Annotated in this window: 29 protein-coding genes; 7 read left to right on the top strand and 22 right to left on the bottom strand. The window is 73.4% G+C overall.

Annotation, left to right across the window (positions count from 1 at the left end; genetic code table 11):
- Positions 1 to 150: 150 nt before the first annotated feature.
- Positions 151 to 444, bottom strand: a complete 294-nt coding sequence (gene groES / locus F4692_RS11755) for a co-chaperone GroES (RefSeq protein WP_179619810.1) — start codon at positions 442 to 444, stop codon at positions 151 to 153.
- A gap of 223 nt (positions 445 to 667) precedes the next feature.
- Between groES and F4692_RS11750 the strand changes: the two genes are divergently transcribed.
- Positions 668 to 1,843 carry a class I SAM-dependent methyltransferase gene (locus F4692_RS11750; RefSeq protein ID WP_179619809.1) on the top strand — a complete coding sequence of 392 codons (1,176 nt, stop codon included), beginning with the start codon at positions 668 to 670 and terminating at the stop codon, positions 1,841 to 1,843.
- Between the two features lie 158 nt (positions 1,844 to 2,001).
- Here the strand turns inward: F4692_RS11750 and F4692_RS11745 are convergent, their stop codons facing one another.
- The 5 genes from F4692_RS11745 to F4692_RS11725 all read right to left on the bottom strand — a co-directional run bounded on the left by F4692_RS11745 (position 2,002) and on the right by F4692_RS11725 (position 6,598).
- Complete coding sequence (locus tag F4692_RS11745) at positions 2,002 to 2,283, bottom strand: DUF7660 family protein (protein WP_218858401.1); 282 nt, start codon at positions 2,281 to 2,283, stop codon at positions 2,002 to 2,004.
- Between the two features lie 191 nt (positions 2,284 to 2,474).
- Positions 2,475 to 4,265 (bottom strand): glycoside hydrolase family 3 N-terminal domain-containing protein, encoded by a 1,791-nt coding sequence (locus tag F4692_RS11740; protein ID WP_179619808.1) that lies wholly within the window; start codon positions 4,263 to 4,265, stop codon positions 2,475 to 2,477.
- Positions 4,266 to 4,331: 66 nt separating this feature from the next.
- Positions 4,332 to 4,790, bottom strand: coding sequence for a GNAT family N-acetyltransferase (locus F4692_RS11735; protein WP_179619807.1), 459 nt, complete (start codon positions 4,788 to 4,790; stop codon positions 4,332 to 4,334).
- Between the two features lie 60 nt (positions 4,791 to 4,850).
- Positions 4,851 to 5,471, bottom strand: a complete 621-nt coding sequence (locus F4692_RS11730; RefSeq protein WP_179619806.1) for an MBL fold metallo-hydrolase — start codon at positions 5,469 to 5,471, stop codon at positions 4,851 to 4,853.
- Positions 5,468 to 6,598, bottom strand: coding sequence for an S-(hydroxymethyl)mycothiol dehydrogenase (locus F4692_RS11725; RefSeq protein ID WP_179619805.1), 1,131 nt, complete (start codon positions 6,596 to 6,598; stop codon positions 5,468 to 5,470). The genes F4692_RS11730 and F4692_RS11725 overlap by 4 nt, the downstream gene beginning before the upstream one ends.
- A 133-nt stretch (positions 6,599 to 6,731) precedes the next feature.
- On the opposite strand from F4692_RS11725, the gene F4692_RS11720 reads away from it, so the two are divergent.
- Positions 6,732 to 7,313 carry a SigE family RNA polymerase sigma factor gene (locus F4692_RS11720; RefSeq protein ID WP_257029752.1) on the top strand — a complete coding sequence of 194 codons (582 nt, stop codon included), beginning with the start codon at positions 6,732 to 6,734 and terminating at the stop codon, positions 7,311 to 7,313.
- Positions 7,310 to 8,533, top strand: coding sequence for a hypothetical protein (locus F4692_RS11715; RefSeq protein ID WP_179619804.1), 1,224 nt, complete (start codon positions 7,310 to 7,312; stop codon positions 8,531 to 8,533). Before F4692_RS11720 ends, F4692_RS11715 begins: the two co-directional genes overlap by 4 nt.
- 37 nt (positions 8,534 to 8,570) lie before the next feature.
- Here the strand turns inward: F4692_RS11715 and F4692_RS11710 are convergent, their stop codons facing one another.
- The gene (locus tag F4692_RS11710; RefSeq protein ID WP_179619803.1) at positions 8,571 to 9,185 is read right to left on the bottom strand and encodes a hypothetical protein; all 615 of its coding nucleotides are present in this window, start codon (positions 9,183 to 9,185) and stop codon (positions 8,571 to 8,573) included.
- A 94-nt stretch (positions 9,186 to 9,279) separates the two neighbouring features.
- On the opposite strand from F4692_RS11710, the gene F4692_RS11705 reads away from it, so the two are divergent.
- Together F4692_RS11705 and F4692_RS11700 are read left to right on the top strand one after the other, a co-directional pair.
- A complete protein-coding gene (locus F4692_RS11705) occupies positions 9,280 to 9,690 on the top strand; it encodes a hypothetical protein (protein WP_179619802.1) in 411 nt (136 codons plus the stop codon).
- Positions 9,691 to 9,694: 4 nt separating this feature from the next.
- A complete protein-coding gene (locus tag F4692_RS11700; protein WP_179619801.1) occupies positions 9,695 to 11,119 on the top strand; it encodes a hypothetical protein in 1,425 nt (474 codons plus the stop codon).
- A gap of 90 nt (positions 11,120 to 11,209) precedes the next feature.
- Here F4692_RS11700 and tsaD read toward each other — a convergent pair whose 3' ends face one another.
- Genes tsaD through glmS form a run of 9 tightly spaced genes read right to left on the bottom strand, consistent with a single transcriptional unit; the run spans position 11,210 to position 20,064 of the window.
- Complete coding sequence (gene tsaD / locus F4692_RS11695; RefSeq protein WP_179619800.1) at positions 11,210 to 12,256, bottom strand: tRNA (adenosine(37)-N6)-threonylcarbamoyltransferase complex transferase subunit TsaD; 1,047 nt, start codon at positions 12,254 to 12,256, stop codon at positions 11,210 to 11,212.
- Positions 12,249 to 12,704, bottom strand: coding sequence for a GNAT family N-acetyltransferase (locus F4692_RS11690; RefSeq protein ID WP_179619799.1), 456 nt, complete (start codon positions 12,702 to 12,704; stop codon positions 12,249 to 12,251). Before F4692_RS11690 ends, tsaD begins: the two co-directional genes overlap by 8 nt.
- The gene (gene tsaB / locus F4692_RS11685) at positions 12,701 to 13,339 is read right to left on the bottom strand and encodes a tRNA (adenosine(37)-N6)-threonylcarbamoyltransferase complex dimerization subunit type 1 TsaB (protein ID WP_179619798.1); all 639 of its coding nucleotides are present in this window, start codon (positions 13,337 to 13,339) and stop codon (positions 12,701 to 12,703) included. The genes F4692_RS11690 and tsaB overlap by 4 nt, the downstream gene beginning before the upstream one ends.
- 10 nt (positions 13,340 to 13,349) lie before the next feature.
- Positions 13,350 to 14,240, bottom strand: coding sequence for a tRNA (adenosine(37)-N6)-threonylcarbamoyltransferase complex ATPase subunit type 1 TsaE (gene tsaE / locus F4692_RS11680; protein WP_179619797.1), 891 nt, complete (start codon positions 14,238 to 14,240; stop codon positions 13,350 to 13,352).
- On the bottom strand, positions 14,237 to 15,301 hold the full coding sequence (locus tag F4692_RS11675) for an alpha/beta fold hydrolase (RefSeq protein ID WP_179619796.1): 1,065 nt from the start codon (positions 15,299 to 15,301) through the stop codon (positions 14,237 to 14,239). Before F4692_RS11675 ends, tsaE begins: the two co-directional genes overlap by 4 nt.
- Positions 15,298 to 16,440: an alanine racemase gene (gene alr, locus F4692_RS11670; RefSeq protein WP_179619795.1), complete on the bottom strand. Its 1,143-nt coding sequence runs from the start codon at positions 16,438 to 16,440 to the stop codon at positions 15,298 to 15,300. The genes F4692_RS11675 and alr overlap by 4 nt, the downstream gene beginning before the upstream one ends.
- 8 nt (positions 16,441 to 16,448) lie before the next feature.
- Positions 16,449 to 17,846 carry an NAD(P)H-hydrate dehydratase gene (locus F4692_RS11665; protein ID WP_179619794.1) on the bottom strand — a complete coding sequence of 466 codons (1,398 nt, stop codon included), beginning with the start codon at positions 17,844 to 17,846 and terminating at the stop codon, positions 16,449 to 16,451.
- Positions 17,847 to 17,856: 10 nt separating this feature from the next.
- Positions 17,857 to 18,210: a holo-ACP synthase gene (locus F4692_RS11660; protein ID WP_179619793.1), complete on the bottom strand. Its 354-nt coding sequence runs from the start codon at positions 18,208 to 18,210 to the stop codon at positions 17,857 to 17,859.
- A gap of 9 nt (positions 18,211 to 18,219) precedes the next feature.
- Positions 18,220 to 20,064, bottom strand: coding sequence for a glutamine--fructose-6-phosphate transaminase (isomerizing) (glmS, locus tag F4692_RS11655; RefSeq protein ID WP_179619792.1), 1,845 nt, complete (start codon positions 20,062 to 20,064; stop codon positions 18,220 to 18,222).
- 65 nt (positions 20,065 to 20,129) lie between these two features.
- Between glmS and coaA the strand changes: the two genes are divergently transcribed.
- On the top strand, positions 20,130 to 21,098 hold the full coding sequence (coaA, locus tag F4692_RS11650; protein ID WP_179619791.1) for a type I pantothenate kinase: 969 nt from the start codon (positions 20,130 to 20,132) through the stop codon (positions 21,096 to 21,098).
- A 41-nt stretch (positions 21,099 to 21,139) separates the two neighbouring features.
- On the opposite strand, the gene F4692_RS11645 is transcribed toward coaA, so the two are convergent.
- On the bottom strand, positions 21,140 to 22,102 hold the full coding sequence (locus tag F4692_RS11645; protein ID WP_179619790.1) for a hypothetical protein: 963 nt from the start codon (positions 22,100 to 22,102) through the stop codon (positions 21,140 to 21,142).
- A gap of 151 nt (positions 22,103 to 22,253) precedes the next feature.
- A complete protein-coding gene (locus tag F4692_RS11640) occupies positions 22,254 to 23,249 on the bottom strand; it encodes a GNAT family N-acetyltransferase (protein ID WP_179619789.1) in 996 nt (331 codons plus the stop codon).
- 82 nt (positions 23,250 to 23,331) lie between these two features.
- Between F4692_RS11640 and F4692_RS11635 the strand changes: the two genes are divergently transcribed.
- A complete protein-coding gene (locus F4692_RS11635; RefSeq protein WP_179619788.1) occupies positions 23,332 to 23,694 on the top strand; it encodes a GatB/YqeY domain-containing protein in 363 nt (120 codons plus the stop codon).
- Here F4692_RS11635 and F4692_RS11630 read toward each other — a convergent pair.
- The 4 genes from F4692_RS11630 to rplM are packed head-to-tail and all read right to left on the bottom strand — an operon-like array spanning position 23,691 to position 26,559.
- Complete coding sequence (locus F4692_RS11630; RefSeq protein WP_179619787.1) at positions 23,691 to 24,233, bottom strand: hypothetical protein; 543 nt, start codon at positions 24,231 to 24,233, stop codon at positions 23,691 to 23,693. The two genes, F4692_RS11635 and F4692_RS11630, sit on opposite strands and share 4 nt — an antisense overlap.
- Positions 24,230 to 25,579 (bottom strand): phosphoglucosamine mutase, encoded by a 1,350-nt coding sequence (gene glmM, locus F4692_RS11625; protein WP_179619786.1) that lies wholly within the window; start codon positions 25,577 to 25,579, stop codon positions 24,230 to 24,232. Before glmM ends, F4692_RS11630 begins: the two co-directional genes overlap by 4 nt.
- Positions 25,580 to 25,597: 18 nt before the next feature.
- Positions 25,598 to 26,098 carry a 30S ribosomal protein S9 gene (gene rpsI, locus F4692_RS11620; RefSeq protein WP_179619785.1) on the bottom strand — a complete coding sequence of 167 codons (501 nt, stop codon included), beginning with the start codon at positions 26,096 to 26,098 and terminating at the stop codon, positions 25,598 to 25,600.
- 17 nt (positions 26,099 to 26,115) lie between these two features.
- Entirely contained in the window at positions 26,116 to 26,559 is a 444-nt protein-coding gene (gene rplM, locus F4692_RS11615; RefSeq protein ID WP_135838891.1) for a 50S ribosomal protein L13, read from the bottom strand.
- Positions 26,560 to 26,764: the final 205 nt, after the last annotated feature.

Raw genomic sequence — 26,764 nt, 5'->3', positions numbered from 1 at the left:
GCTCCTCTAGGAAGACTTCAGGAGGGGGGTGCGGGGCCTCGCGCTGCGTCGGGTGGCATGGCGCGCGGCTGACAAGCCGGGGACGCGACGGCGACCTCTGAGCGAAGCGGGTCGTCGAGCGCCCCCGGCGCAGTCAGGCGTGATGCCAGGTCAGCCGACGACGGCGAGGATGTCGCGGGCGGAGAGAATGAGGTACTCCTGGCCGGAGTACTTGACCTCGGTGCCGCCGTACTTGCTGTAGATGACCTTGTCGCCGACCGCGACGTCGAGGGGGACGCGGTTGCCGTTGTCGTCGATGCGACCGGGGCCGATCGCCACGACCTCGCCCTCCTGGGGCTTCTCCTTGGCGGTGTCCGGGATGACCAGGCCGGAGGCGGTGGTCTGCTCGGCTTCGAGCGTCTGGACGACGATGCGGTCCTCGAGGGGCTTGATGTTGACCGACACTTCGGATCAACCTCCACTTTCTCTTCACGAGATTCTGCAGGAGCCGGTCGGCTCCCAGGACGTGGGCTCGCGCTCCGGGCGGCACGCCGTCGCGGGGGTCGTGCCAGGCTCACGAGCATTGACACTCTCACGGTGAGAGTGCCAGATCAGACGTTAGCACTCACCCCGATCGAGTGCTAGCAGGGGCCGTACGCCACCGCGACGCGCCTGACAGGATGGCCGCGTGGAGATCGAGACGCTGGAGTGGCTGCGCACGCCCGAGGGCGGACGGCTGCTCGTGCACGCCGCCCAGGCGTGGGCCGACCACCCGGGCGACCCGGTGCGCGTGGCGGCGGTCGTACGCCGGCTGGAGCCCGACGCGGAGAAGGCGGCCGCGGCGACCACTCAGGCCCAGCTGCGCGTGAAGGCCGTGCCGAAGTTCGGCGACGCCGCCCACGCGATGTACTTCACCCCCGACGCGCTCGAGCAGGCCACCCGCACCCGGGTCGCCGACCACCGGGCCGCGCGCCTCGCGGCCGCGATCCCCGGCGGCAGCGTCGTCGACCTCGGCTGCGGCATCGGCGGTGACCTCCTCGCCTTCGCCCGCGCCGGGCTGGTCGCGGCGGGCGTCGACCAGGACCCGGTCCGCGCCGAGATGGCCCGGGCCAACCTCGACGCCCTGGGACTCGCCGGTGCGGTGATGGCGTGCGACGCCACCGCCATCGACGTTCGCGGCTTCGACGCCGCCTTCGCCGACCCCGCGCGCCGCGGCGGTCGCGGTCGGGTCTTCGACGTCGACGGCTGGACCCCGCCGTGGCCGTGGGTGCTCGACCTGCTCCGGGGTCGCGCCCTCGTCAAGGTCGCGCCGGGCATCGGCCACGACCTCGTCCCCGACGGCGTGGAGGCCGAGTGGGTCAGCGACGGGGGTGACGTCAAGGAGGCGGTCCTCTGGGCCCCCGGGCTGTCCACCACCGACCGGCGCGCGACCGTCATCGAGGAGCGCGGGCTCGCCACCCTCACCGACGAGGACGACCCGGGCGCGGGCGTACGCGAGGTGGGCGACTTCCTCTACGAGCCCGACGGCGCGGTGATCCGCGCCGGGCTGGTCACGGCCGTGGCCGCGGGGGTCGACGGCGGTCTCGTCGACGAGCACATCGCCTACGTCACCAGCAACGCGTCGTTCCGCACCCCGTTCGCGCGCGGCTACCGCGTGCTGGAGCACCTCCCCTACCGCGAGAAGCAGCTGCGGGCCGCCCTGCAGCAGCGCGGCGTCGGGCGCCTGACGATCAAGAAGCGCGGCGTCCAGGTCGTGCCCGAGGAGCTGCGCAAGCGCCTCGCGCTCAAGGGCGACGCCGAGGCCACGCTGGTGCTGACGCGGGTCGCGGGCCAGGGCACCGCCCTCCTGGTCGAGCCCTTCTGAGGCGTACGCCCTGACGGGACGTCATGGCAGGCGGCTGCCTCCACGACCACGGGCCATGACGTCATGAGAATTTCGGGTTCGAACCGGCGGATCTCATGACGTCCGAGGCACCCGTCGCGGGGCAGCAAGCGCTCGTGGCGGCCTGAGCTGCGTGCGAGTCACTCGTAGCCGGTGGCGGCGACGACCATCTGGGCAAAGAGTCGCCAGCTGCCTCGATCCTGGTCCATGTCCTGTCCCGGCCCATCGGTGACACGTGCCTCGGCGAACGCTGCGAGCGCCTCCAGGAAACGGTCGAGAGTCGCGTTCTCCCACTCCGACTCGCCATCGCCGAGCCGGAAGTCCCCGAGGACCACTTCGAGGAAGTAGGCGAAGCTATCCCTGTCCGTCACCGACGAGGCATCGGCAGTCGTCGAGCGACCGGTCTCGTACCTCCTGGCCACGCCTCGGATGCTCGCACAGGTCGACAGCGGCACGACCGACGATCGCCCGGTCCGGTCCTCCGCCCCCCGGAGCCGATGCCCCCTCGAGCCCAGCAACGTCATGGGCGGCGGTCGCCGGGACGACCACAACCCATGACGTCATGAGAAATCCGGGTTCGAACCCGTGAATCTCATGACGTCCGGGGAGGCTCTCAGCACCCCGACCGCGCGACACCGGCGACCCTGACCGGCAGCCGGCCGGGCGCCGTTGCCGCGCCGGTGAGGACCTCCACCAGCACGTCCATCGCCGTCGGGGTGTCGCCGTAGGTCGCGATCCGGGTCGGCGCGCCCACCCGCCCGAGCACCCACGGGGTGTCGGTGGCCACGGCGACGGCGCCGTCGACGGGGGCGTCGCGGTAGCCCGTGAATCCGATCGCGGTGCCCGCGGCGAGCCGGGCGTCCTCGCGGGACGTCCAGGCCGCCAGCCGCCGCTCGCGCTGCGCCTCGGCCTTCTTCCAGGCGCGGATGCGCTTGAAGTACGCCCGCTTCCGCTCGCGGTCGCGGCGCTCCGGCCTCGTCTCGGCGCGGGCGAGCCGCGCCGGCGGCGAGCGGCGGAGCAGCACCTCGAGACCGGCACGATGCGCCGCGGCGGCGAAGGAGGCGACCGCGCCCGCGTCGCCGTACGGGTGGACCGCGGCACCGACCAGCGCGCCGGCGCACGCCCCGTCGGTCACGGTGATCGCGGCCGCCGACAGGGCCCGCGACGCCTCCGCCGCCGCGCCGGTCCCGCCGGTCCCGCCGGGCTCGACGCCGGCGAGGTGGCGCAGGAGGGCGATCTGGCGGGCCGCCGCCTGCTCGAGGCGGCGGCGCGGCAGCGACCCGCCCCGGACGGCGCGCACGAGCGCCGTGCGCGCCACGGCCGGCGACGGTGGCATCAGCAGCACGTCCGCGCCGGCGCGCATCGCCTGCACGGCCGTACGGGCGGGGCTGCGACCGCGGGTCACGCCGGCCATCTCGAGCGAGTCGGTCACGACGAGGCCGCCGAAGCCGAGCTCGTCGCGGAGCAGGCCCGTCGTCACCTTGCGCGACAGCGACGACGGCACCCGTGGGTCGACCGCACGCACGTCGATGTGACCGACCATCACGGCGGGCAGCCCGGCCTCGACGGCCGCCCGGAACGGCACCAGGTCGGTCGCCTCCAGCTCCTCGGCCGTCCTGGCCTGCACGGGCAGCGTGAGGTGGCTGTCCGCGGGGACCGACCCGTGGCCGGGGAAGTGCTTGATCACCGGGAGCACGCCCGCCGAGCCGAAGCCCGCTGCCGCCGCCACGACCTGCTCGGCGACGACCGCGGGGCGCGAGGACGCCGCACGCGAGCCGATCGTCGGGTCGTCGGGTCCCGAGGTCACGTCGGCGTCGGGCGCGAAGTCGACGGTGAACCCGAGGCGGCGCAGCTCACCCGCGCCCGCGGCGTACGCCCGCCGCGTCAGCGCCGCGTCGTCGGCGGCGCCGGTGCTCATGAAGGCCGGGAACCGGGTGGCGGCACCCCGTAGCCGCTCGACGACGCCGCCCTCCTGGTCGACGCCGAGGAAGAGCGGCCACGTCCGCCGGACCTGGTGGGTGAGGGCCGAGTTGACGCGCGCGACCTGCTCGGCCGACGCGACGTTGGAGGAGAAGGCGATGACCCCGCCGAGGTGCAGGTCGCGGACCATGGCCACCGGCGCCGACGTGCCCTGCCAGTCCGCGACGATGACCTGGCCGGCGAGGTCCGGCAGGCGCAACCGGGCGACGGCTCGCGCGGCCCGGTCCAGCTCGGCACGGTCCGGCCCCCAGCCCTCGACCAGCCCGAGCTCCTCGGACGGGCTGGGCGGCACGGTGGGGGTGCTGGAGGCGGCGGCTCCCTCCGCGCCGGGTTCCTCGCGGGGCTCACCGCCGTCCCCGTCGCAGGCCGACAGCGTGGCGACCAGGGCGAGGGTCGCCACCAGCGAGAGCGGCCGCGCGAGCATCGCGCCATGGTGGCACGGCGACCGGTGCCGGGAAATCCAGGTGCAGCCAGCACCCGCGCAGCAGCATCACCGCCCGTGGCGGTCCGGCGCCTCCCAGGGCCAGTCGGAGTCCAGCCACGCCGCGACGGCGTCGGCGAGCGGCCCGTCGAGGTCGGCCCGGTCGGCGCGTACCCAGGACTGCACCTCCACGTCGTGCTCCGGCCGGTGCGACGGGTAGAGGTAGACGCAGCCGATCACCTCGTCCGTGCCCGGGTCGAGGACGGTGAAGGTGAAGCCCGTACGGGCCGCGAAGTCCGCCGCGTGGCGGGTGAGGTCAGCGAGGTTCGCCTCGGACGACATCCCGTCCACGGGCGGCCAGTCCCCGTCGGGGTAGCCCGGCGTGGACCGGATGTGGTCGATGCTCGACGTCCAGGCCGCGAGGTCGGCGTCGTTGTGCTGCGGCCCGAGCGGCTCGAGGACGAAGCGTTCGGCGACGAGGCGCGTCGGCGGCTCGAAGTCGTCGGGCACGAACGGGTCGGCGCTCATGCGCGCGACCGTAGGCCCCGCTCGGTCTCGGGCAACCGGAGATCGGTGGGCTGACGACTCTCAGACGTTGGCCCTCTCCGCGCCGATCGTGGTGTCGGCGCCGTGCCCGGTGTGCACGACCGTCTCGTCGGGCAGGTCGAACAGGCGCGAGCGGATCGACTCCTTGATGAGGTCGGCGTCGGAGTAGGACCGGCCGGTGGCGCCCGGCCCACCCTCGAAGAGGGTGTCGCCGGTGAAGACGCAGCCGAGGTCGTGGACGTAGAGGCACACCGCGCCGGGCGCGTGCCCGGGGGTGTGGATCACCCGGACGGCCGCGCCGCCGACCGTCAGCGTCATGCCGTCGGACAGGTCGACGTCCCACAGCTCGGCACCCTCCTCGTCGCCTCCGTGGGTCAGCTCCCACAGCGGCCGCTCGTCGGGGTGGAGCAGGATCGGAGCACCGGTCGCGACGCGCAGGGCGGGCGCGACTCGTACGTGGTCGTCGTGGGCGTGGGTGCACACGATCGCCTTCACGGTGCGACCGGCGACGACCTCGAGGATCGCGTCGACGTCGTGCGGGGCGTCGATGACCAGGCACTGCTCGTCGTCGCCGATCACCCAGACGTTGTTGTCGACCTGGTGCGTCTCGCCGTCGAGGCTGAAGGTGCCGGAGACGACGGCGTGGTCCACCCGCGCGGTCACAGGACCACCACCGAGCGCAGCACGGTCTCGGAGTCGGGTCCGCCGTGCATCTTGTCGAACGCGGCCTCGACGTCCTCGATGCCGATCTCCTCGGTGACGAACGCGTCGAGGTCGAGGCGTCCCTGCTGGTAGAGGTCGACGAGCATCGGGAAGTCGCGCGAGGGCAGGCAGTCGCCGTACCAGGACGACTTCAGCGACCCGCCGCGGCCGAACACGTCGATGAGCGGGATCTCGGGCACCTTCATCTCCGGGGTGGGCACGCCGACGAGGACGACGGTGCCGGCGAGGTCGCGGGCGTAGAACGCCTGCTTCCAGGTCTCCGGACGGCCGACGGCGTCGATGACGACGTCCGCGCCGCCCTCGTGGCCGGTGCCGTCGGGCGGCGGGGTCAGCGACCTGATCGCCTCGACCGCGTCGACCTCCGACGAGTTCACGGTGTGGGTGGCTCCGAGCTTCTTCGCGGTCGCGAGCTTCCGCTCGTCGATGTCGACGGCGATGATCCTCGCGGCACCGGCCAGCGCCGCACCGGCGATGGCGGCGACGCCGACGCCGCCGCAGCCGATGACGGCGACGGTGGATCCGCGACCGACGTTGCCGGTGTTGATGGCCGCGCCCAGGCCGGCCATCACGCCGCAGCCGAGCAGGCCGACCGCGGCCGCGCGGGCCGACGGGTCGACCTTGGTGCACTGGCCCGCCGCGACGAGGGTCTTCTCGGCGAACGCCCCGATCCCGAGGGCGGGTGACAGCTCCGTGCCCGCCAGCTCACCCTCCGCCAGCGTCATCTTCTGCGTGGCGTTGTGGGTGTTGAAGCAGTACTGCGGCTCGCCGCGGTTGCAGGCCCGGCAGTCACCGCACACGGCGCGCCAGTTGAGCACCACGAAGTCCCCCGGCGCCACCCCGGTGACGTCAGGACCGACCGCCTCGACCACGCCGGCCGCCTCGTGGCCGAGCAGGAACGGGAAGTCGTCGTTGATCCCGCCCTCGCGGTAGTGCAGGTCGGTGTGGCACACCCCGCAGGCCTGCACCGTCACCACCGCCTCGCCCGGCCCGGGGTCGGGGACGTTGATCGTGGTGAGCTGCACCGGCTCGCCCTTCGCGAGCGCGACGACGGCCTTGACCTGCTGCATCGATGCCTCCTGGCAGATGTCTGGAACTGGATGGGACGAGCCTCCCAAATGGATGCAACCCCGGTCGACCCGGTCGCGTCCTCATCACGACACGCCCCGCCCGGGGGCGCCGAGATCGGACGGGAGGTGCGAGATGACCGCGACACTCATCGACATGGGTGCGCACGAGCGGCAGGCCGACGCGCCTGTGGACAGGCAGGCGGTCAAGGACGCCGACTTCTCGGCCTACATGTCCGCGCGCCAGCCCGCGCTCTACCGGACGGCCTACCTCCTGGCCGGCGACCACGCCGGGGCCGAGGACCTCCTGCAGAACGCCTTCGCCAAGCTCTACCTCTCCTGGGACCGGATCCGTGACCGCGAGGCCCTCGACGGCTACGTCCGCAGGATCATGGTCAACGAGAACAACTCGCTGTGGCGCCGCGCCTGGAAGCGCAAGGAGCACTCGACCGAGGTCATGCCGGACACCGGTGTCGTTGACGTCTACGACGACGGGATGGGCGGCGCCCTGTGGTCGTTCGTCCAGACCCTGCCGCCCAAGCAGCGGTCGGTGATCGTGCTGCGCTACTACGAGCAGCTCAGCGAGGCCGAGATCGCCGACGTCCTCGGCATCTCCGTCGGCACCGTCAAGTCGCAGGCCAGTCGCGCACTCGCGGGTCTCCGGGCCCGCGCCCCGCAGTCACTCAATCCCCACCAGACCGGAGAGGACGCACGATGAACGACCGTCCCCTCGAGGAGCAGGTCCACGACGCCCTGCACCGCACCGCAGACCCGCTGGACCGGTCGCCGCTCAGCGTCACCGACGTGCGTACGCGTGCGCGCCGCATCCAGCGCCGCCGCACCGTCGCGGCCGGCGCGGCCGTCGCCGCCGTCCTGGCCATCGCGGTCCCGGTCGGGCTGTCGCTGGTCGACCCCGGCCAGCGCAGCGAGGTGCCCCCGGCGACCCAGCCGCCCGCCCCGACGATCGCGTCGGGCATCGTGAAGGTCGACCCGCTCAGCGCCGAGGCCGTGGAGCAGGCGCCCGTCCCCCTCCTCGACGTCGACGGCCCCGCCCTCCTCCAGCCGGACGGCAGCACGGTCGACCTGCCCGGTGACTACGAGGCGCTGACCCCCTACGGCGACGGCTGGATCGGCGTCGCGATCAACGACGCCCCCGGCGTGCCGTGGAGCACGATCGAGATCCTCGACGCCGACCTCGAGGTCGTAAACGACCCGGTGGCCACCGGGGGCCTCGTGGTGAGTCCCGACGGCACGCGCGTGGCATGGTCGGAGTACGACGGCACGCAGTGGCGGGTCAGGCTGGCCGACGCCGCGGGGGGCCCGGCGTCCGACCACCTCGTCTTCCCGCCCGGCCCGGAGGACCACGAGGTCGCGCCCATCGGGTTCGTCTCGGACGTCGAGGTCGCCGCCACCCAGAACGACGGTCGGGGGGTCCTCTCGACCTTCGTGGGCGGCGGGGACTCCCCCGGTGCGCTGCCGGGGCCGGTCGAGGGACGCTCCGCCTCCCCCGTCACCGGCGTCGTCGCCGGGCTGAAGGGCTCGCAGGACGGACGTGCGTGCTCCGCGGTCGTCGAGGGCGTCGCCGACGCCGGGGCCACGCTGTGGGAGACGTGCGACCACGTGCTCGGTCCGATCAGCCCCGGCGGCCAGTACGTCCTCGGCTCGGACCCCGAGGCCGACGCCTACGGCTCGCCCACGCTCACCGTGCTCGACGCCGCGACGGGCGAGGAGGTCGTGACCTTCGAGGCCGCGCTGCCGCCACGCACGGCCGGTGGGTTCGCGACCCAGCTGGCCTGGGCGGGCGACGACGCGGTCGTGGCGCGCCTGTTCACCGGCGATGACTCGGCCATGATGAGGCTCGGCCTGGACGGGACGGTCGAACGCATCGACGTCGCGAGCTCGGGCGCGTCCGGCCTGACGGTGGCTGAGCCGGGCTGAGCCGGGATCCCCGCCCCGGCCCGATCCCCGGCCGGCCTCAGTCGAGGTCGGTCTTGAACGACGCGAGCAGGCTCGCGATGACCTCCTCGCCCTCCTCGGGCGTCAGGCTCCACGGGTCGCCCTTGTAGATCGCGATGTTGATGAGCCAGGCGCTGTCGAGGAACATCACCCCGAAGTAGTGCGACTCCTCGGTGGGTCCTCGGGTGTCGATGACGTGCCAGGCGTTGTACTTCCCGCCGACGACCGCGTCCTCCTGGCGCTCCATCCGCTTCGGCCCGCCGTGCGCGCGGATCCACTCCTTCGCGTACGCGTCCAGCGACGTCTTCTGCGTGAGGTTGGGAGAGAGGGTGAGGGCGCTCTGCTCGTCGTTGTAGCCCTGCACGATGCCGTAGTCGCTGACCCGCTTGTACGTCTTCAGCGCCCGCATCGAGGCACCGGGCACCTTGACGACCTTGCCGTCGGAGGCCTCGACCGGGGCGTCGGGGACCGGGACCGGCGCGGAGGACGTCGCCGACGGCGAGCTCGTCGCGGTCGCGGGGCCGTCCCCGCCCGTCTCGTCCGAGGCCGACGACTGGCACCCGGTCGTGACCGTGAGGGCGATCACACCTGCGCAGGAGGCGAGCCACCGGCGTCCGGTTCCCCGAGGAATCATGCGGCGAGACTAGCCAAGTCGACGCCGAGATGACGCCACCAGATCATCGACCTAAAGTGGTTTTGGTTCTGTCGACAGGGGGAAAGGACACGGCATGCTGCCGCTCGAAGACAGGGAACTCCTCAGCCAGACGATGGTCGGGCTCAACATCGACGCCGAGACCATCTCGTCGCTCCTGTTCTCGTTCGACAAGGCCGCCTCCGGCCTGGAGAACGACCCGGTCGCCCCCGTGGTGGGCGCCTCCTACGGTGACTCGTTCACCGGGGGCTACCGGCTCGCGACCAACGTCGAGATGGCCCACCAGGCCGTCGGCGAGGAGCTCCAGCGGATGGTCGCCGGCCTGCGCGAGATGGGCGCGTCGGTCGAGGAGTTCAGCAACGACGTGCAGAAGACGACGGAGCAGTCCGTGGCGACGGCGACCCGCATCGAGGTCGCGACCGACTGCGTGGCCGCCCCCGACTTCGCCTCCAGCCAGTGCACGCTGCCGACCGAGAGCCAGGACTGACGCCGTGACCAAGGGACCCAACCGCCAGAAGCTGGACTCCTACCTCGACTCCGCCATGGGCGGGCACCTCCAGGCCGTCGGCCGCGACTGGAAGCGCAAGGCCGAGGACCTCGAGACCCTGGGCGACGCCCTCAAGCTCGCTGCCGGCCAGGCCGAGCTCCGCATCGGCGAGCAGACCCTCACCGGCCCCGCCCTGCGCGCCGGCATGGAGGAGTCGGCCACCGCGATGGGCGAGAAGGCCGGCCTGCTGCGCAACGCCGGAGAGGCCCTGGTCGTGGTCGGCCAGCAGATCAACGACACCAAGGACGCGCGCGACAACCTCGCCGACCTCGGCCCCCAGCCCGGCCCCTACCAGGCCCCGGCCGGGACGCCCGGCGTCGAGCCGACCAAGGAGGAGCTGCAGGCGCAGGCCGACGCGTCGGCCGCTCGTCAGGCCGAGCGCAACGCCTGGCAGACGCAGTACGACAAGCAGGAGGCGAAGGCCCTCGCCCTGACCAGGGACCTCGACGCCGCCTTCCTCGGCGCCATCCCGCCGATGCAGGAGATCCACGGCCAGCAGGACCCGACCGAGCCCCCGCCCAGCGTGCCGTCCGGCCCCGGCGGGACCTACCTGCCGGGCACCTCCGCCCCGCCGCCCACCGGCGGCGGTGCCAGTGGCGTCAAGCCGCACTACACCGAGACCGGGATCGTGAAGTGGACCTCGACGGAGTTCGAGCCCACCGTCCTCCCTCCGCCGAACCACGTGGAGCCGGAGACCATCTGGTGCACCCTGACCCCGGTCGATCCCACCCACGTCAGCACCCCGCCCGAGATCACCACCACCCCGCACCCCACGACCAGCACCACGGTCGGTGGCCATGAGCAGAGCGGCGTGACCTACCAGCCCACGGGTTCGTCCGTCCCCGCGGCCACCACCACCGCCGGCGCGACTCCCGGTGTCAACGCGGCTGCGATGGGGGCGGCCGGAGCCGCGGGAGGGATGAGCGGCATGGCCGGCGCCATCCGTGCCGGCTCGGCTCCCGCGCCCGCCGGCAGCGCTCCCGCTCGTCCCATCGGCGCCACGGCCCGCAGCGCGAGCGCCGGTGCGCTCTCGCGCAGCGCGTCGGCGCCTGGCTCGGCAGCCGCCCGCTCGGGTGCTCCGGGTGCGGCGGGCTCGCGCGGCGCGGCGAGCGGCAGCACGGCGGCACGCGGAGCAGGCTCGGCCGGCGGTCGCGGCGCGGCCGGGGGCCGGGGCGCGGCGACCGGCTCCAACGCCGGCTCCCGTTCCGGCAGCCGAGGCGCAGGTGGCGCCCGCGGTGCCGGCGCCGGAGGTGCCTCCGGTCGCGGCGGACGCAAGGGCGACCGCGAGCGCGACGGGCAGCGCGACTCCCTGGTCTACGACCAGGACTGGCTCGGCGACGAGGACGTCGCCCCCGGAGTCCTCGACTGAGGCACGCCACCTCGGTCAGGTGTCAGTGATGCAGGCCCCCGCTCTCGGGCGGGGGCCTTCGTCATGTCCGGGGCGGTCGCGCCGGTGAGCTCAGGCGACGACGGTCGTGATCGGCTGGGAGGAGTCGGCCGGCAGGTCGAGGAGCGACGGGGCACGGCCACGCGCGACGAGCTCGGCGCCCAGCGCGGCGACCATCGCCCCGTTGTCGGTGCACAGGCCCGGTCGCGGCACGCGTACGCGGATCCCGGCCGCGGACGCACGCTCCTCCGCCATCGCACGCAGCCGGCTGTTGGCCGCCACGCCGCCGCCGATGAGGATGTCCTCGATCCCGCGGCTCGACGCCGCGTCGATCGCCTTGCGCGTCAGGACGTCGCAGACCGCTTCCTGGAAGGACGCGGCGACGTCGGCGACGTCGATGGTGGCGCCCGCGCGCTGCTGGGCCTCGACCCACCGCGCGACGGCCGTCTTGAGGCCGGAGAAGGAGAAGTCGAAGCGGTGCCGCTCGAGGTCGCGACGGCTGGTCAGTCCGCGCGGGAAGTCGATGGCCACGCTGTTGCCGCTGCGGGCCTGCTTGTCGATGTGCGGGCCGCCGGGGAACGGCAGTCCGAGCAGCCGGGCGACCTTGTCGAAGGCCTCCCCCGCGGCGTCGTCGATGGTGGACCCCATCGGCTCGACGCCGACCGTCACGTCGCTCACCTGGAGCAGGCTGGAGTGCCCGCCCGAGACGAGCATCGCCAGGCACGGCTCGGGCAGAGGCCCGTGCTCGAGCTGGTCGACGGCGACGTGCGCCGCGAGGTGGTTGACGCCGTAGATGTGCTTGCCGAGCCCGAGGGCGAGGGCCTTCGCGCTCGCGACGCCGACGAGGAGCGCGCCGGCGAGACCGGGGCCGCTGGTCACGGCGACCGCGTCGATGTCGGACAGCGAGATGCCGGCGGTCTCGGCGGCACGCTCGATGGTCGGCACCATCGCCTCGAGGTGGGCGCGGCTGGCCACCTCGGGAACGACACCGCCGAACCGCGCGTGCTCCTCGACGCTGCTCGCGACCGTGTCGGCGAGGAGGGTGTGCCCCCGGACGATGCCGACGCCCGTCTCGTCGCAGGACGTCTCGATGCCGAGGACCAGCGGCTCGTCAGTCATGGGCCGTCGTCGTCTCCGTGCGCGCGGCGCCGGGGAGCCAGCGGCACATCACCAGCGCCTCCGAACCGTCGCGGTAGTAGTGGGGGCGGACGTCGATCACGCTGAACTGGCGCGCGACGTAGAAGCCGAGCGCCTCGACGTTGGCGACGCTGACCTCGAGCAGCATCCGCGACGCGTCGTCGGTGCCGACGAGGAGCTCGTCGAGCAGCCTGGTCGCGATGCCGGTGCGGCGCGCGTCGGGGCGTACGCCGATGCGGAGCAGGTCGACGATGTCGCCGGCGGTCATGGTGACGCCGTAGCCGGACAGGTCGTCGGCGACGACGAAGCGTCGGCCCGGGCCGACGATCTCCTGGCGCACGAGCGTCTCGCTCCACGCGTCGGGGCCGAACAGCTCCTGCTCGAGCGCGACGAGCGCGGGCAGGTCGTCGAGGGTTGCGGGACGGATCACGACACGGGCTTTCTGGGTGCGCCGGCGACCGCGTCGGGGCGCCGCAGGTAGAGGGGCTCGGGGTCCAGCAATTCTACGGACTCCTCGCTGACGCCCGCAGCCAGCCAGCCGGCGCTCGGCCGGGTCGGCGCGAGGGCGTGGGGGAAGTCGCCGGGGTAGAGCTCGGGTCCCGCTCCGGCGACGGGAGCCTCGGTGGCGACGTCGGCGGGCCGCGTGACGACCGGGCCCTCGAGGCGTCGCGCATCGGCGTCGTAGGAGGCGAGGTAGACCTCCTTGCGGCGCGCGTCGGTGGCGACCAGGAAGCTCCCCTCGGCCGCACCGCGCCCGACGACCTCCAGCGCGATGGCGTCGAGGGAGCACACGCCGTAGACCGGGACGTCGAGCACGAAGCCGAGGGTGCGGGCCGTGACGACGCCGACGCGGAGGCCCGTGAAGGGTCCCGGGCCGACGCCCACGGCGATGGCCGTGAGGTCCTGGCGCACGATCCCGGCGTCGTCCATGGCGCGCGCGATGAGGGGGGCGAGGTGCTCGCCGTGCTTCATCGGCTGCTCCGAGGAGTGCTCGACCACCACCCGGTCACCGTCGTGGAGGGCGACGGTCACCAGCGGGGTCGCGGTGTCGAAGGCGAGGAGCACGGCGTCGAGGTTACTGGCCGACGACCCAGCGCACGGACACGCGTCTCGGATCGAGCTCGCCCTCGAGGGGGCTGTCGCCCACGGTGCGCTCGATCAGCACCTCCAGGCGGGCGTCCGCGAGCCCCTCGGCGAGGCCAGCGCCCCACTCCACGACGGTCACCGCGGAGTCGAGCGAGGTGTCGAGGTCGAGGTCGTCGAGCTCATCCAGCCCGCCGAGGCGGTAGGCGTCGACGTGGACGAGGTCGGGCCCGTCGCCCAGCGCCGGGTGCACGCGGGCGATCACGAAGGTCGGCGACGTCACCCCGCCGCGGACGTCGAGGCCCTCGCCGAGGCCCTGGGTGAACGTCGTCTTGCCGGCCCCGAGCTCCCCCGTCAGCACGACGAGGTCTCCCGCGACCAGGCTGCGGCCGAGCCGCTCCCCCAGCGCGCGCATCGTCTCGGCGTCCGGTGCGTCGAAGCTGGTGCCCAACCAGCGCGCCAGCTCGACGTAGGGGCTGGTGCGGCCGGTGACGACGAAGTCGTGCGCCTCCCAGAAGGCGACGGTGCCGGGCAGCTCCTCGCGGGCGACCACCCGGACCGCGGAGCGTCCGGTGGCCGCCTCGACGGCGGCCTCGACGAGCGCCGTCGCGACCCCCCTGCCCTGGGCGGACGGGAGCACGCCGAAGCGGCGCAGCACGAGACCGTCCGCGTCGGGGTCGAGGACGACGCAGCCGACCGGCTCACCGTCGAGCAGCGCCAGCAGCCCGCCACGACGGCGGAGCAGGCGGGCGATGGAGTCGACGTCCTCCCCGAGCGCGTCGGCCGGCGGGTCCAGCGGTGGACGGGCGCTGAACGCCTCGCGCACGACCGCCAGGACCTCGGCGGCCGCCTCCGGACCGACCCGGCGCACCTCGAGGGTCATCGCAGGTCCTCGCCCTCGGCGAGCGACAGCAGGTCGTCGAGCTCGGCCGTCACCTGCTTGTGGCGCTCGAGGAGCACCATGTGCCCGGCCCCCTCGCACTCGAGCAGGCTCGAGCCGGGGATCCGGCTGTGCAGCTTGCGGCTGTGCCCGATCGAGGTGATCTTGTCCTCGGTGCCGCAGATGATCGAGGTGGGCACGCGCCCCAGCGCCTCGAGGCGGTCGAAGTGGTCGAGCGTGGCGAAGGCGGGGTAGAAGTCGGCGACCACCGCGAAGGGCGTGGCGTTGAGCATGGAGTAGACGAACTCGACCATCGCCTGCGGGACGTCGTCGCCGAAGGCGTAGCGGTCGGTGAAGACGTCCGCGACCGCGTGGCCCCAGCTGCGCGCGACGTCGACGACGCGGTGGCCGCGGTCGAGCGTACGCACGGCGCGCCCGACGAAGCGCCCGCCCAGGCCGAGGGGCAGCATCGGGAAGAGGATGCGTCCGGCGTCGAGCCCACCCGCCGTCGTCGAGATGAGCGCCGTGCCGACGACGGTGTCGCCGAAGAGGTCGGGGTGCTGCTCGGCCAGCGAGATGACGCTCATCCCGCCCATCGAGTGACCGACGACCACGCACCGGCCCGGGACGGTGTGCTCGATGACGCGACGCAGGTCGTCGCCGAGCTGCTCGATGGTGCAGTGCTCCTCGTCGGAGCGGGCCGAGCGGCCGTGGCTGCGCTGGTCGTAGAAGACCGTGCGCACCTGCCCGCGGTAGGCCGCGCGCTGGAAGTGCCAGCAGTCGAGGTTGAGGGAGTAGCCGTGGACGAAGACCACGGTCAGGTCGTCGTCGGTCGCCGGCCGGCCACCGAAGTCCTCGGGCTCGTCGATCTCGACGTGGAGGTCGACGGCGTCGTCGGTGACCACGACCCGGGCCGGGCTGTGCAGCTCGCCGAACGCCACCTGCTCGCCCGCGGCGCGGTTGCCGATGACGCGGTTCTGGCGGGCGATGCCGACCGCACCGGCGGCGGCGGCCAGTCCGGCTGCGCCCACGACGGTGCCGAAGATCCGGCCCTTGATGCTCAACGCGTGGTCCCCTCGGAGTCGACGTGGCGGCGCACGAGGCGACCGCCCACGCGGGTGACGATCTCGTAGCTGATGGTGCCGACGGCCTCGGCCCAGTCCTGCGCCGTGGGCTCGCCGCGGTCGCCGGGGCCGAACAGGACGACCTCGGTGCCGGGAGGCAGCAGCTCGCCCTGGAGGTCGACGACGAGCTGGTCCATGCAGACGCGGCCGCGGACCGGTCGCAGCGAGTCCGCGACCCACGCCGAGGCGGTGTTGCCCGCCGCGCGCGGGATCCCCTCGGCGTAGCCGGCGGGGACCAGCCCGACCGTGGTGTCCTGGGGGGCGACCCAGGTGTGGCCGTAGGAGACGCCGTCCCCCGCCGCCACCTCCTTGCTCAGCACCAGGCGCGCCCGCACCGTCATCGCAGGCCGCAGCCCGATGCGCGGACTGGTCCCCGGCGCGGGGTCGAGGCCGTACGACGCGATGCCGCAGCGCACGAGGTCGAAGTGCGACGACGGGCGCAGGAGGGTGGCCGCGGAGTTCGCCAGGTGGGTGACGTCCGGCGCGAGCCCGGCTCGCTCCGCCAGCGCGAGCGCGTCCCGGAAGGACTGCTCCTGCTGGTCGTTGGCGGGGTGGTCCGGCTCGTCGCTGGCCGCGAGGTGGGAGAAGACGCCGGTCACCCGGACCCGGCCGGCCTCCTCGTGGGCGGCGGCCGCGGCGAACAGCGACTCCCAGTCCGCGCGCGCGGCGCCGCCGCGCGAGAGGCCCGTGTCGACCTTGAGCTGGACCCGGGCCGGCCCGGCGGCGGCGATCTCGTCCAGCTCCGCGACGGAGTAGGCCGTCACCTCGACGCCTGCACGGACGGCGGCGGCGAAGTCGTCGCCCGGCGCGCTCAGCCAGCACAGCAGAGGTCCCTCGTCGCCCGCGGCCCGCAGCGCGAGCGCCTCGTCGATCGTCGCGACGCCGAGCCAGTCCGCTCCGGCGTCACGGGCGGCGGCGGCCACCTCGACCATGCCGTGCCCGTAGCCGTCGGCCTTCACGACCGTCATCAGCTGCACGGGCCCGTCGACGCTCACCAGGTCCTTGAGGATGCGGACGTTGTGCCGCACGGCCGCGAGGTCGACCACGATCTCGGCGCGCTGCGGCACGGGATCGCTCATGGGAGCGATCATCCCAAACCCGCGAGGGTCTCGCGCACGGACTGCGGGATCTGGGCTGCGACCCGGCTGGCGGTCAGCGGGCCCCCGGCCGCGGCCTCGGTCGCCGCCGCGCCGTGCACCCACGAGGCGACGGAGGCGGCGTCGTACGCCTCGAGCCCGGCCGCGAGCAGGGCCCCGACCAGGCCCGACAGCACGTCCCCGGCCCCGGCCGTGGCGAGCCACGGGACGCCGGTCGTGGTGGCGCGCACCCGTCCGGCCGGGTCGGCGACGAGGGTGTGGCGCCCCTTGAGCAGCACCACGCAGCCCCAGCGCCGGGCCGCGGCCCGCGCGTGCTCGAGCGGCGCGGCCTCCACCTCGGACCGCTCAACGTCGAGCATCGCGGCGAGCTCGCCGGCGTGGGGGGTGAGCACGCATCCGGGCAGCGACTCGTCGACGTGCCGGAGGGCGTCGGCGTCCACCACGAGCGGTACGCCGTCGGCGCGCGCCTCGGACAGCATCCGGCCCGCGTCGTCACCACCGCCGGGGCCGACCACCCAGGCCTGCACCCGGCCGGCGCCGACCACCTCGGGGTGCGCGGTGCGGACGGTCTCGGCGATCTCCTCCGGCCCGACGTAGCGGACCATGCCGACGAGGCCGCTGTTGGCACCGGAGACGGCCAGCAGCGCGGCTCCGGGGTAGGTGCCCGAGCCGGCACGGACCCCGACGACGCCGCGGGTGTACTTCTGGGCCAGCTCGCCCGGCCGCGGCAGCAGCGCCGCCACGTCGGCGGGTTGCAGCGCCTCGACGGCGGGCTCCCCCAGCTCCTCGTCGAGGCCGAGGTCGACCAGGTGCAGCGCGCCCGTCGCGGCCGACGCGGGGTCGACGAGGTGCGCGACCTTGTGGGTGCCGAACGTGACGGTGAGGTCGGCGACGACGTGCGGACCGTCGACCCGCCCGGTGTCGACGTCGGTCCCCGACGGCACGTCGACCGCGACGACCGGCACCCCGTCGTGGGCCTCCAGCGCGGCGACCGCCTCGGGGCGCAGCCCGGGCCGGCCACCGATGCCGACGATGCCGTCGACGAGGACGTCGGGCGCGGGGTGCAGGTCGGCGAGGTCGCGGGCGGCCAGGCCGCCGGCCGCGGTGAGGGCGGCGAGCCCGTCCGCGTGGACGCGGTCGGCGAGGAGGAGCGCCTCGACGCGCGCGCCCCGGGCGGCGAGCCGGGCGCCGGCCCAGAGTGCGTCGCCGCCGTTGTCGCCCGGGCCGACCAGGAGCAGCACCCGCCGGCCGTACGCGCCGTCCAGCAGCTCGACCAGCGCAGCCGCCAGCCCGGCGGCGGCGCGCTGCATCAGCGCACCCTCGGGCAGGCGGGCCATGACCGCGGCCTCGGCGCGGCGTACGTCCTCGACGGTGTGGGCGCGGAGCACCGGTGCCTCCTCAGCTCTCCAGGACGACGACGGCCGAGGCGATGCCGGCGTCGTGGGACAGGGAGACGTGCACGTGCGCCACGCCGAGCGCCTCGGCCCGCGCGGCGACCGTCCCGCGGATCTCGAAGCGCGGCCGGCCGGTCTCCTCCGAGACGATCTCGGCGTCGTGCCAGGCCATCCCGACCGGCGCACCGAGCGCCTTGGCGATGGCCTCCTTGGCGGCGAACCGGGCCGCGAGCGAGGCCGGCGGGCGCGAGGCCTCGGCATCGGTGAACAGCCGCGCCCGCAGGGAGGGGGTGCGCTCGAGGGACCGCACGAAGCGGTCGATGTCCACCACGTCGATGCCGACGCCGATGACCGGCACGGTGTCGTCCTACTCGACCGTGACGGACTTGGCGAGGTTCCGGGGCTGGTCGACGTCGTGGCCGAGCTGGGTCGCCAGCTCGCAGGCGAACAGCTGGAGCGGCACCACCGCGACGAGGGGCTGCAGCAGGACCGGCACCTGCGGGAGCGTGATCAGGACGTCGGCGTAGGGCTCGATCGCCGTGTCGCCCTCCTCCGCGAGGCAGAGGGTGCGCGCGCCGCGGGCGCGGACCTCCTGGATGCCGCTGATCATCTTGTCGTGCAGCTGGTCGCGACCGCGCGGCGGCACGACGCAGAGGATGGGCAGACCCTCCTCGACGAGCGCGATGGGTCCGTGCTTGAGCTCGCCGGCGGCGAAGCCCTCGGCGTGGAGGTAGGCGATCTCCTTGAGCTTCAGCGCGCCCTCGAGGGCGACCGGGTAGCCGGCGTGGCGGCCCAGGAAGAGCACCGATCGGTTCTCCACGTGGTCGCGCGCGAGGGCGTACACCTCCTCGGACTTGGCCAGGACGCTCTCGATGTGGCCCGGCATCTCGTCGAGCTGGTCCATCACCTGCGCGATCTCGTCGCCGAAGCGGGTGCCCTTGACCTGCGCGAGGTAGAGCGCGAGGAGGTAGCAGGCGACCAGCTGGGTGAGGAAGCCCTTGGTCGAGGCGACGCCGATCTCCGGGCCGGCGTGGGTGTAGATCACGCCGTCGGACTCGCGCGGGATCGTCGAGCCGTTGGTGTTGCAGATGGCGAGCACCTTGGAGCGCTGCACGCGCGCGTGCCGGATCGCCTGCAGGGTGTCGGCGGTCTCGCCCGACTGGCTGATGGCCACGACGAGGGTCGAGGCGGTGAGGATCGGGTCGCGGTAGCGGAACTCGCTCGCGAGCTCCACCTCGACCGGGATGCGGCACCAGTGCTCGATGGCGTACTTGGCGACCATGCCGGCGTAGAAGGACGTGCCCGCCGCGATGATGATGATCTTGTCGACCTCGCGCAGGTCCTGGTCGGACAGCCGCATCTCGTCGAGCTGCAGGAGGCCGTCGGCGTTGCGACGACCGAGCAGCGAGTCGGCGACCGCGCGCGGCTGCTCGAAGATCTCCTTGCGCATGAACCAGTCGTGGCCGTCCTTCTCCGCGGCCGACAGGTCCCAGTCGACGTGGTAGCGCGTGCCCTCGGCGGGAGCGCCGTCGAAGCCGGACACCTCGACGCCGTCGCGAGTGATCGTGACGACCTGGTCCTGGCCGAGCTCCATCGCCTCGCGGGTGTGCTCGATGAACGCCGCGACGTCGGAGCCGAGGAAGTTCTCGCCCTCGCCGATGCCGACCACGAGCGGGCTGTTGCGGCGGGCGGCGACCACGCGGTCGGGGTCCTGGGCGTCGACCGCGACCAGGGTGAAGGCACCCTCGAGCCCGCGGCACACGGTCTGCATGGCGACGGTCAGGTCGGCGCCGGTCTCCAGCTGCTCCTCGAGCAGGTGGGCGGCGACCTCGGTGTCGGTGTCGGAGGCCATCTCCACGCCCTCGGACTCCAGGCGCCCGCGCAGCTCCGCGAAGTTCTCGATGATGCCGTTGTGCACCAGCGCGACCCGTCGCGCACGCCCGAGGTGGGGGTGGGCGTTGCGGTCGGTCGGCGGACCGTGCGTGGCCCAGCGGGTGTGACCGATCCCGGTGGTGACCGCCGGGAGCGGGGCCTCGGCGATCGCCTTCTCGAGGTTGGCGAGCTTGCCCGCTCGCTTGTCGGAGACGATCGACCCGGCGTCGACGAGGGCGATGCCGGCGGAGTCGTAGCCGCGGTACTCCATGCGACGCAGACCCTCGACCACCACGCCCTGGGCCGGCTTGTCACCCACGTATCCGACGATTCCGCACATGACCGGGAAGTCTATCGGCAGGCCTGCGCACGGCCTCGCCCCGCCACGGTGCCACAATCGCAGGCATGTCCGAGGTCACGTCGTCCTCCCACGGCGGCCTCGCCTCCCCGTACGTCGAGCTCGAGCGCGCCGCGTGGGCGCAGCTCGCCGGTACGTCGGAGACCACGCTCACCCGCGACGAGGTCGCCCGGCTGCGCGGTCTCGGTGACCAGCTCGACCTGCGCGAGATCGAGCAGGTCTACCTCCCGCTCTCGCGGCTGCTGAGCCTCTACGTCGCGGCGAACTCGCGGCTCCACCGCGAGCAGGAGGAGTTCCTGCACCGCGTCACCCCGCCGCGTACGCCCTTCGTGATCGGCCTCGCCGGGTCGGTGGCGGTCGGCAAGTCGACCACCGCGCGCGTCCTCCAGCAGATGCTCGCCCACTGGCCCGAGCACCCCCACGTCGCGCTGGTGACCACCGACGGCTTCCTGCTCCCCAACGCCGAGCTGGTCCGCCGCGGGATCCTGCACCGCAAGGGCTTTCCCGAGTCCTACGACCGCAAGGCGCTGCTCAAGTTCGTCATCGACATCAAGTCGGGCAAGGACGAGGTCGAGGCCCCGATCTACTCCCACCTCGTCTACGACGTGCTGCCCGACGACCGGGTCGTGGTGAAGCGGCCCGACATCGTGATCATCGAGGGCCTCAACGTCCTCCAGCCGGCACGCGTGCGCGACGACGGCCGCACGGGCCTCGCGGTCAGCGACTTCTTCGACTTCTCGGTCTACGTCGACGCCGCCCTCACCGACATCAAGCGGTGGTACGTCGACCGCTTCCTCCGCCTCCGCGAGACCGCCTTCCGCGACCCGGCGTCGTACTTCCGCAAGTACGCCTCCCTCTCCCACGACGAGGCCGTCGACGAGGCGACCCGGATCTGGGACTCGATCAACGAGCCCAACCTCGTCCAGAACGTCGCACCCACGCGCTCGCGCGCCAACCTCGTGCTCCGCAAGGACGCCGACCACTCGGTGCGCTACGTGCGGCTGCGCAAGCTCTGACCCGGGCCGTCATGAGAATCCTCGGTGCGAAGCGATCGATCTCATGACGCTACGGGCATCGGGCAGCCACGACCGACCAGGGCCTCGATGATCTGGGCGAAGAACTCGTCTGCGGCCACCCTGAGGCCGAGCAGCGGAAGCCGCAGGACGACGGCCCGGTCCAGGGTCACCGCGTTGTGCCGCAGGGCGTCGGAGACGAGGTTGGTCGCCCACTCGTGCTGGATCCCGTCGATCTCCACGACGACACCCCACTGATCCCAGCAGACGTCGAGGTACCACCGGCCGTCTCGCGAGCGCCGGACCGCCTGACGGCTCGGCTCCGGCAGGCCGCGCCGTCGGCACTCGCGGGCGAACTCGTGCTCACCCAGCGAGCGCACCCCTCCGAGCAGGTCGGCGACCACCGTGGTGACGAGCATCCGTCTCCGGTCCCGGCGCACCTTCACCGCCTGTGCGCCGAGGCGCTCGGCCGTCGTCAGTCCCTGCTGGACCGACATCGTGATCAGCAGGGCGGCCTGCTTGTCCGACCGGGCCCAGAGGGCCGCGCGCACGCCTGCCACGTCCGAGCGGGTGCGGGGGATGCCGTGCGCGGCGAGGTCCTCCGGCCGCAGGCGGCGCGTCTGGCGTACGTCGAGGCCGGGCGCGCGCCTGACCAGCACCCCACGCGGCACCGACACGCGGATCGTGTCCTCGGTGTAGTGCTGGAGGCCGGAGGCGATCAACGCCGACGACCCGTCGAGGCACCCGCGGTCGCCGGCCTCGAAGACCGCCGCCCACAGCTCACCGACGTACGGCAGCGGGCCGGTGTGGACGGCGACGGACTGGGTGTGCACCGCGCGCCACCGTCCGGCGCGGAGATGGGCGGCGACCTCGTGACCGGTGATCCCCGCCGCCCTCAGCTGGTCGCGCGAGACGACGCCACCCTGGGCCTCGCCGACGTCGCGCACCGCCGCCCGGCGTACCTCCCGCTCCTGCCGTGGACGCGGAGCATGTCCTTTCGCTGGCATCGGGCAACGTTCGCGGAACAGGACGGAGCATCGCTACGGACGACCTCGCCGGCTGTGGAGAACGGCGCCGCGGCTCGTCTGTGGACGACCCACGGACCTCGACGTCATGGGAATCGCCGGTGCGCACCGCTGATCCTCATGACGTCCGGGGTCAGAGCTTCTTCTGCAGCTCCAGCAGCGTCTCGATCGTCCGGTAGCCCAGCGCCTCGTTGACCGCGTTCATCCAGGTGTTCACCTCGGCGTTCGAGGTGTCCACCGACTCGAGGGCGGGGTACGACGCCAGCGCGAGGTCGTGGGTGGCCACCTTGAGGGCGAGGCCGAGGCGTCGCCCACGGTGCGCCGGGTCGACGATCGTGATGCCGACCTGGCCGTGCACGGTGTCGCTGTCGTCGACGCGCACGTCGGAGACGCCGGCCACGGCGCCGTCCGGAGCCAGGGCCATCGCGGTGAGCACGTGCCGACCCGTGTCGACCTGCCGCTGCTCGGCCTCGCGGATCCGCTCGGGTGGCCAGTCCGAGGCGGCGAGGTCGAGCTCGCCCAGCGGCACCTCCGACATCAGCATCCCGAGCAGCCGTCCGAAGGACGCGAGGTGCTCCTCGGGGCACACCGTGTCGAACGTGATGACCCGGTAGCCGTCCGGCACCGGGGCCCGCTCGACGAGGCCGGAGCGGCGCTGGAGGTAGTCGGCGGTCGCGAGCTCCTTGATCGACTCGCGGCTGGCGACGGCGTACCCCATCGCCCGGCCGAAGGCCTCGGGCGCGGTGCCGCTCACCCCGGGCGGGAGGTAGGCCTCGCCCTGCAGCGTCGTACGGCCGTCGCCGGCGGCCACCACCTCGAGCTCGCGGACGAGCCGACGGCCGATGCCCTCGCGGGTGCGGTCGGGGCGGACGTAGGCGAACGCCATCGCGGTGTGGAGGTTCTCCTTCAGCGGGCGGACGAGGAGCCCGGCGCCGACCATCTCGCGCCCGTCGATGGCCGCGAGCAGCGTGACGCCCCGCTCCGGGTTGTGCGCGGGCAGCGAGACGCGGCTCTGCTCCCAGACCGGCCACGGCTTGCCCGGACGGTAGGCGTTGGCCTGGTTGCCGACGTCCCACCACGCCCGCAGCGCGGCCTCGTTGCGCGGGTTGAGCTGCTCGATGTCGACCACGTCGCGACCGTAGCGACGACCGCGCCGGTCGTCACCCGGATATCGCGTGCGCCGGACCGGGCTCCCTTGGCAGGGTGGAGCCATGACGACCAGCTCTCCGCTCCGCGACCGGATCCGGGCCGCGCTGCTCGACGCCCGCAGGGCCCGGGACGCCGAGACGGTCTCGACGCTGCGTACGGCCCTCGCCGCGCTCGAGAACGCCGAGGCCGTCCCGACCGACACCTCCGCGGGCGCGATCGAGGACGCCCCGGTCGGGGTCGGCGCCACCGAGGCTCGGCGCCGCGTCCTGAGCGACGCGGACGAGCGGGCGCTCCTCGACGCGGAGATCGCCTCGCTGCACGAGGCCGGGCGGGCGTACGCCTGCTCGGTGCCGGAGCGCGCCGTCGCGGCGCGCCGGGCCGCGCAGACCCTGGCCGGCCTGCGGGAGGACCCGCGGGACGGCTAGGCCGACGACCGGCGCCGGGCTGCGCGGCGGCTGCGCGCCGCCTCGATGCGGTCGGCCTGGCGCCGCGACGCGCGCGACATCACGCGGCCGCGCCAACGCACGAGCGCGCCGATGACCAGGGCGAAGACGGGCATCCCGACCCCCAGCAGCAGCCAGGTGGTGCGCGGCGAGCTGGTCTCGACCGAGGAGCCGTCCTCGGAGACCCACAGCGACCACGTCTCGCCGACGTCGCGACGGGGCGGACCGGAGCGGCGGAAGGTCGCCTCGCGGGCCTCGCCGTCGTCGGACCAGCGCAGGCCGTAGGTCGTCACGACGCGGTCCGGGTCGCCCTCGCGGGGCGCTTCGCGGACGCTCACGACCGTCGTGTCGCGCCGCTCCGTGCCGCCGAGGAGGTGGCTGCGCGTGCCCGGCGTGATGACGGCGAGCACGAACGCCAGCACGAGCCCGATACCGATCGCGAAGGCGACGTCACCGAGCGAGAGGAGGCTGCGCCGAGGCGGCTCGACCTCCTCGACGGCCCGTCGCGGGTCGGTCGTCACGACAGCGACAGCTGACGCTGCACGACCTCGGCCAGCCGGGTCGCGACCCCCTGCGCCTCGTCGTGCGTGGGCGCCTCGACCATCACGCGGACGATCGGCTCGGTGCCGGACGGGCGCAGCAGGATCCGGCCGCGCTCACCGAGCACGGCCTCCTCCTCCGCGACCGCCGCCGCCACGACGGGGTCGTCGTCGGCGCGCGACTTGTCGACGCCCGAGACGTTGAGCAGGACCTGCGGCAACCGGGTCATGACCGAGGCGAGCTCGGCCAGGGACCTGCCGGTGGTGGCCATCCGCTCCATCACGTGGAGCGTGGTGAGGATGCCGTCGCCGGTGGTGGCGTGGTCGCTCAGGATGACGTGCCCGGACTGCTCGCCGCCGAGGGAGTAGCCGGAGACCTTCATCGCCTCGAGGACGTAGCGGTCACCGACCTTCGTCTGGCGTACGCCGACGTCGTGGGCCCGCATCGCCTGCACGAAGCCCAGGTTGCTCATCACGGTGGCCACGACGGTGTCCTTGGCGAGCCGGCCCTGCTCGAGCAGCGACAGCGACAGGATCGCGAGGATCTGGTCGCCGTCGACGACGTTGCCGTCCGCGTCGACCGCGAGGCAGCGGTCGGCGTCACCGTCGAGGGCGAAGCCCGCGTGGGCGCCGTGCTCGACGACGGCACGCTGCAGGTCGCCGAGGTGGGTCGAGCCGCAGTCCTCGTTGATGTTGAGGCCGTCGGGGTCGGCGTGGATCGCGATGACGGTCGCGCCGGCGTCCTCGAGCGCCCGCGGCCCGGCGGCGTGCGCTGCGCCCTCCGCGCAGTCGAGGACGACCTTCAGGCCGACGAGCGGGTGCGTGATCGTGCCCTCGAGGTGGGCGGCGTACTCCTCGACGGCGCTCGGGTAGGCGTTGACCCGGCCCACCGCGCCACCGGTCGGGCGTTCCCACGGCTCGCCCATGCGGCGCTCGATCGCGATCTCGATCGCGTCGTCGAGCTTGTGGCCGCCGCGCGCGAGGAACTTGATGCCGTTGTCCGGCATCGGGTTGTGCGACGCGGACAGCATCACGCCGAGGTCGGCGCCGAGGCGCTCGGTCATGTACGCCACACCGGGGGTGGGCAGCACGCCGAGCAGCAGCACGTCGACACCGGCCGAGGCGAGCCCGGCCACCACGGCGGCCTCGAGGAACTGCCCGGAGATGCGCGTGTCCCGCCCCACCACGGCGAGGGGGCGATGGCCCTCGAACTCGCCTCGGTCGGCCAGGACGTGGGCCGCACAGACGGAGAGGTCCAGGGCCAGCTCTGCCGTGAGATCGGCGTTCGCCAGGCCCCGGACCCCGTCCGTGCCGAAGAGTCGCGTCATGGACGAGACCCTAGGAGATCAGCGCTTGCTGAACTGCGAGGCCTTGCGGGCCTTCTTGAGACCAGCCTTCTTGCGCTCCACGACGCGGGCGTCGCGGGTCAGCAGGCCGGCCTTCTTGAGCGCCGGGCGGTTGGCCTCGACGTCGACGGCGTTGAGCGCGCGGGCCACACCGAGGCGCAGGGCGCCGGCCTGGCCGGCGATGCCGCCGCCGTGGATGCGGGCGATCACGTCGAAGCGACCCTCGAGCTGCAGCTCCGCGAACGGCTCGTTCGCGATCTGCTGGTGCAGCTTGTTGGGGAAGTAGCTGTCGAGCGTGCGGCCGTTGATGGTCCACTCGCCGGTGCCCGGGACGATGCGGACGCGGGCGACGGCCTCCTTGCGGCGGCCCGTGGCGCCGGCGGGCGCGATGGTGGCCGGGCGGGCGGGGGTGTCGGCCGAGGCGTCGCTCTCGGAGGTGTAGGCAACGCCCTCGGCGTCGGTCTCGAAGGTCTCCTCGACCTCGGTGGTGTTCTCAGTCATGTGTGCGTCCTCAGTCGTCACTGGGAGATCTGCGAGATCTCGAACGGGGTGGCCTTCTGGGCCGCGTGCGGGTGGTCGGGGCCGGCGTAGACCTTGAGCTTCTTCAGCATCTGGCGACCGAGCTTGTTCTTCGGGAGCATGCCCCACACGGCCTTCTCGATGGCCTTGCGGGCGTCCTTCTCGAGGAGCTCACCGAACGGGGTGGCCGAGAGGCCGCCCGGGTAGCCGGAGTGGCGGTAGGCCATCTTGGTGGTCTTCTTGGTCCCCGACAGCGACACCTTGGAGGCGTTGACGATGATCACGAAGTCGCCCATGTCCATGTGAGGAGCGAAGGTCGGCTTGTGCTTGCCGCGGAGGAGGTTCGCGGTCTGGACGGCGAGGCGGCCCAGGACCACGTCGGTGGCGTCGATGACGAGCCACTCACGCTGGATGTCAGCGGGCTTGGGGCTGTACGTGCGCACGGCGGTATCCCGTTCTGGTTCGTTGGTCCCGCTCCCCGGACGAGGAACGGAGTCGTGCCGCGGCTACTGACGAACACGGCCCGGATCGCTCCCCGGCCCCGCGTGGCGGGACTGGGGATGACGTCCGGATCTGCACCCGCTCCGCCTCGTGACGAGTGGGAGTGGACGCGGCAGGAGTCGCGACCAGCAAGAGTACGGCGCCCCG

The sequence above is a fragment of the Nocardioides cavernae genome (assembly GCF_013410035.1).
Taxonomy (GTDB): domain Bacteria; phylum Actinomycetota; class Actinomycetes; order Propionibacteriales; family Nocardioidaceae; genus Nocardioides; species Nocardioides cavernae_A.
The sequence above is the reverse complement of the archived record's forward strand: the minus strand, read 5'-3'. Positions and strand labels throughout refer to the sequence as shown.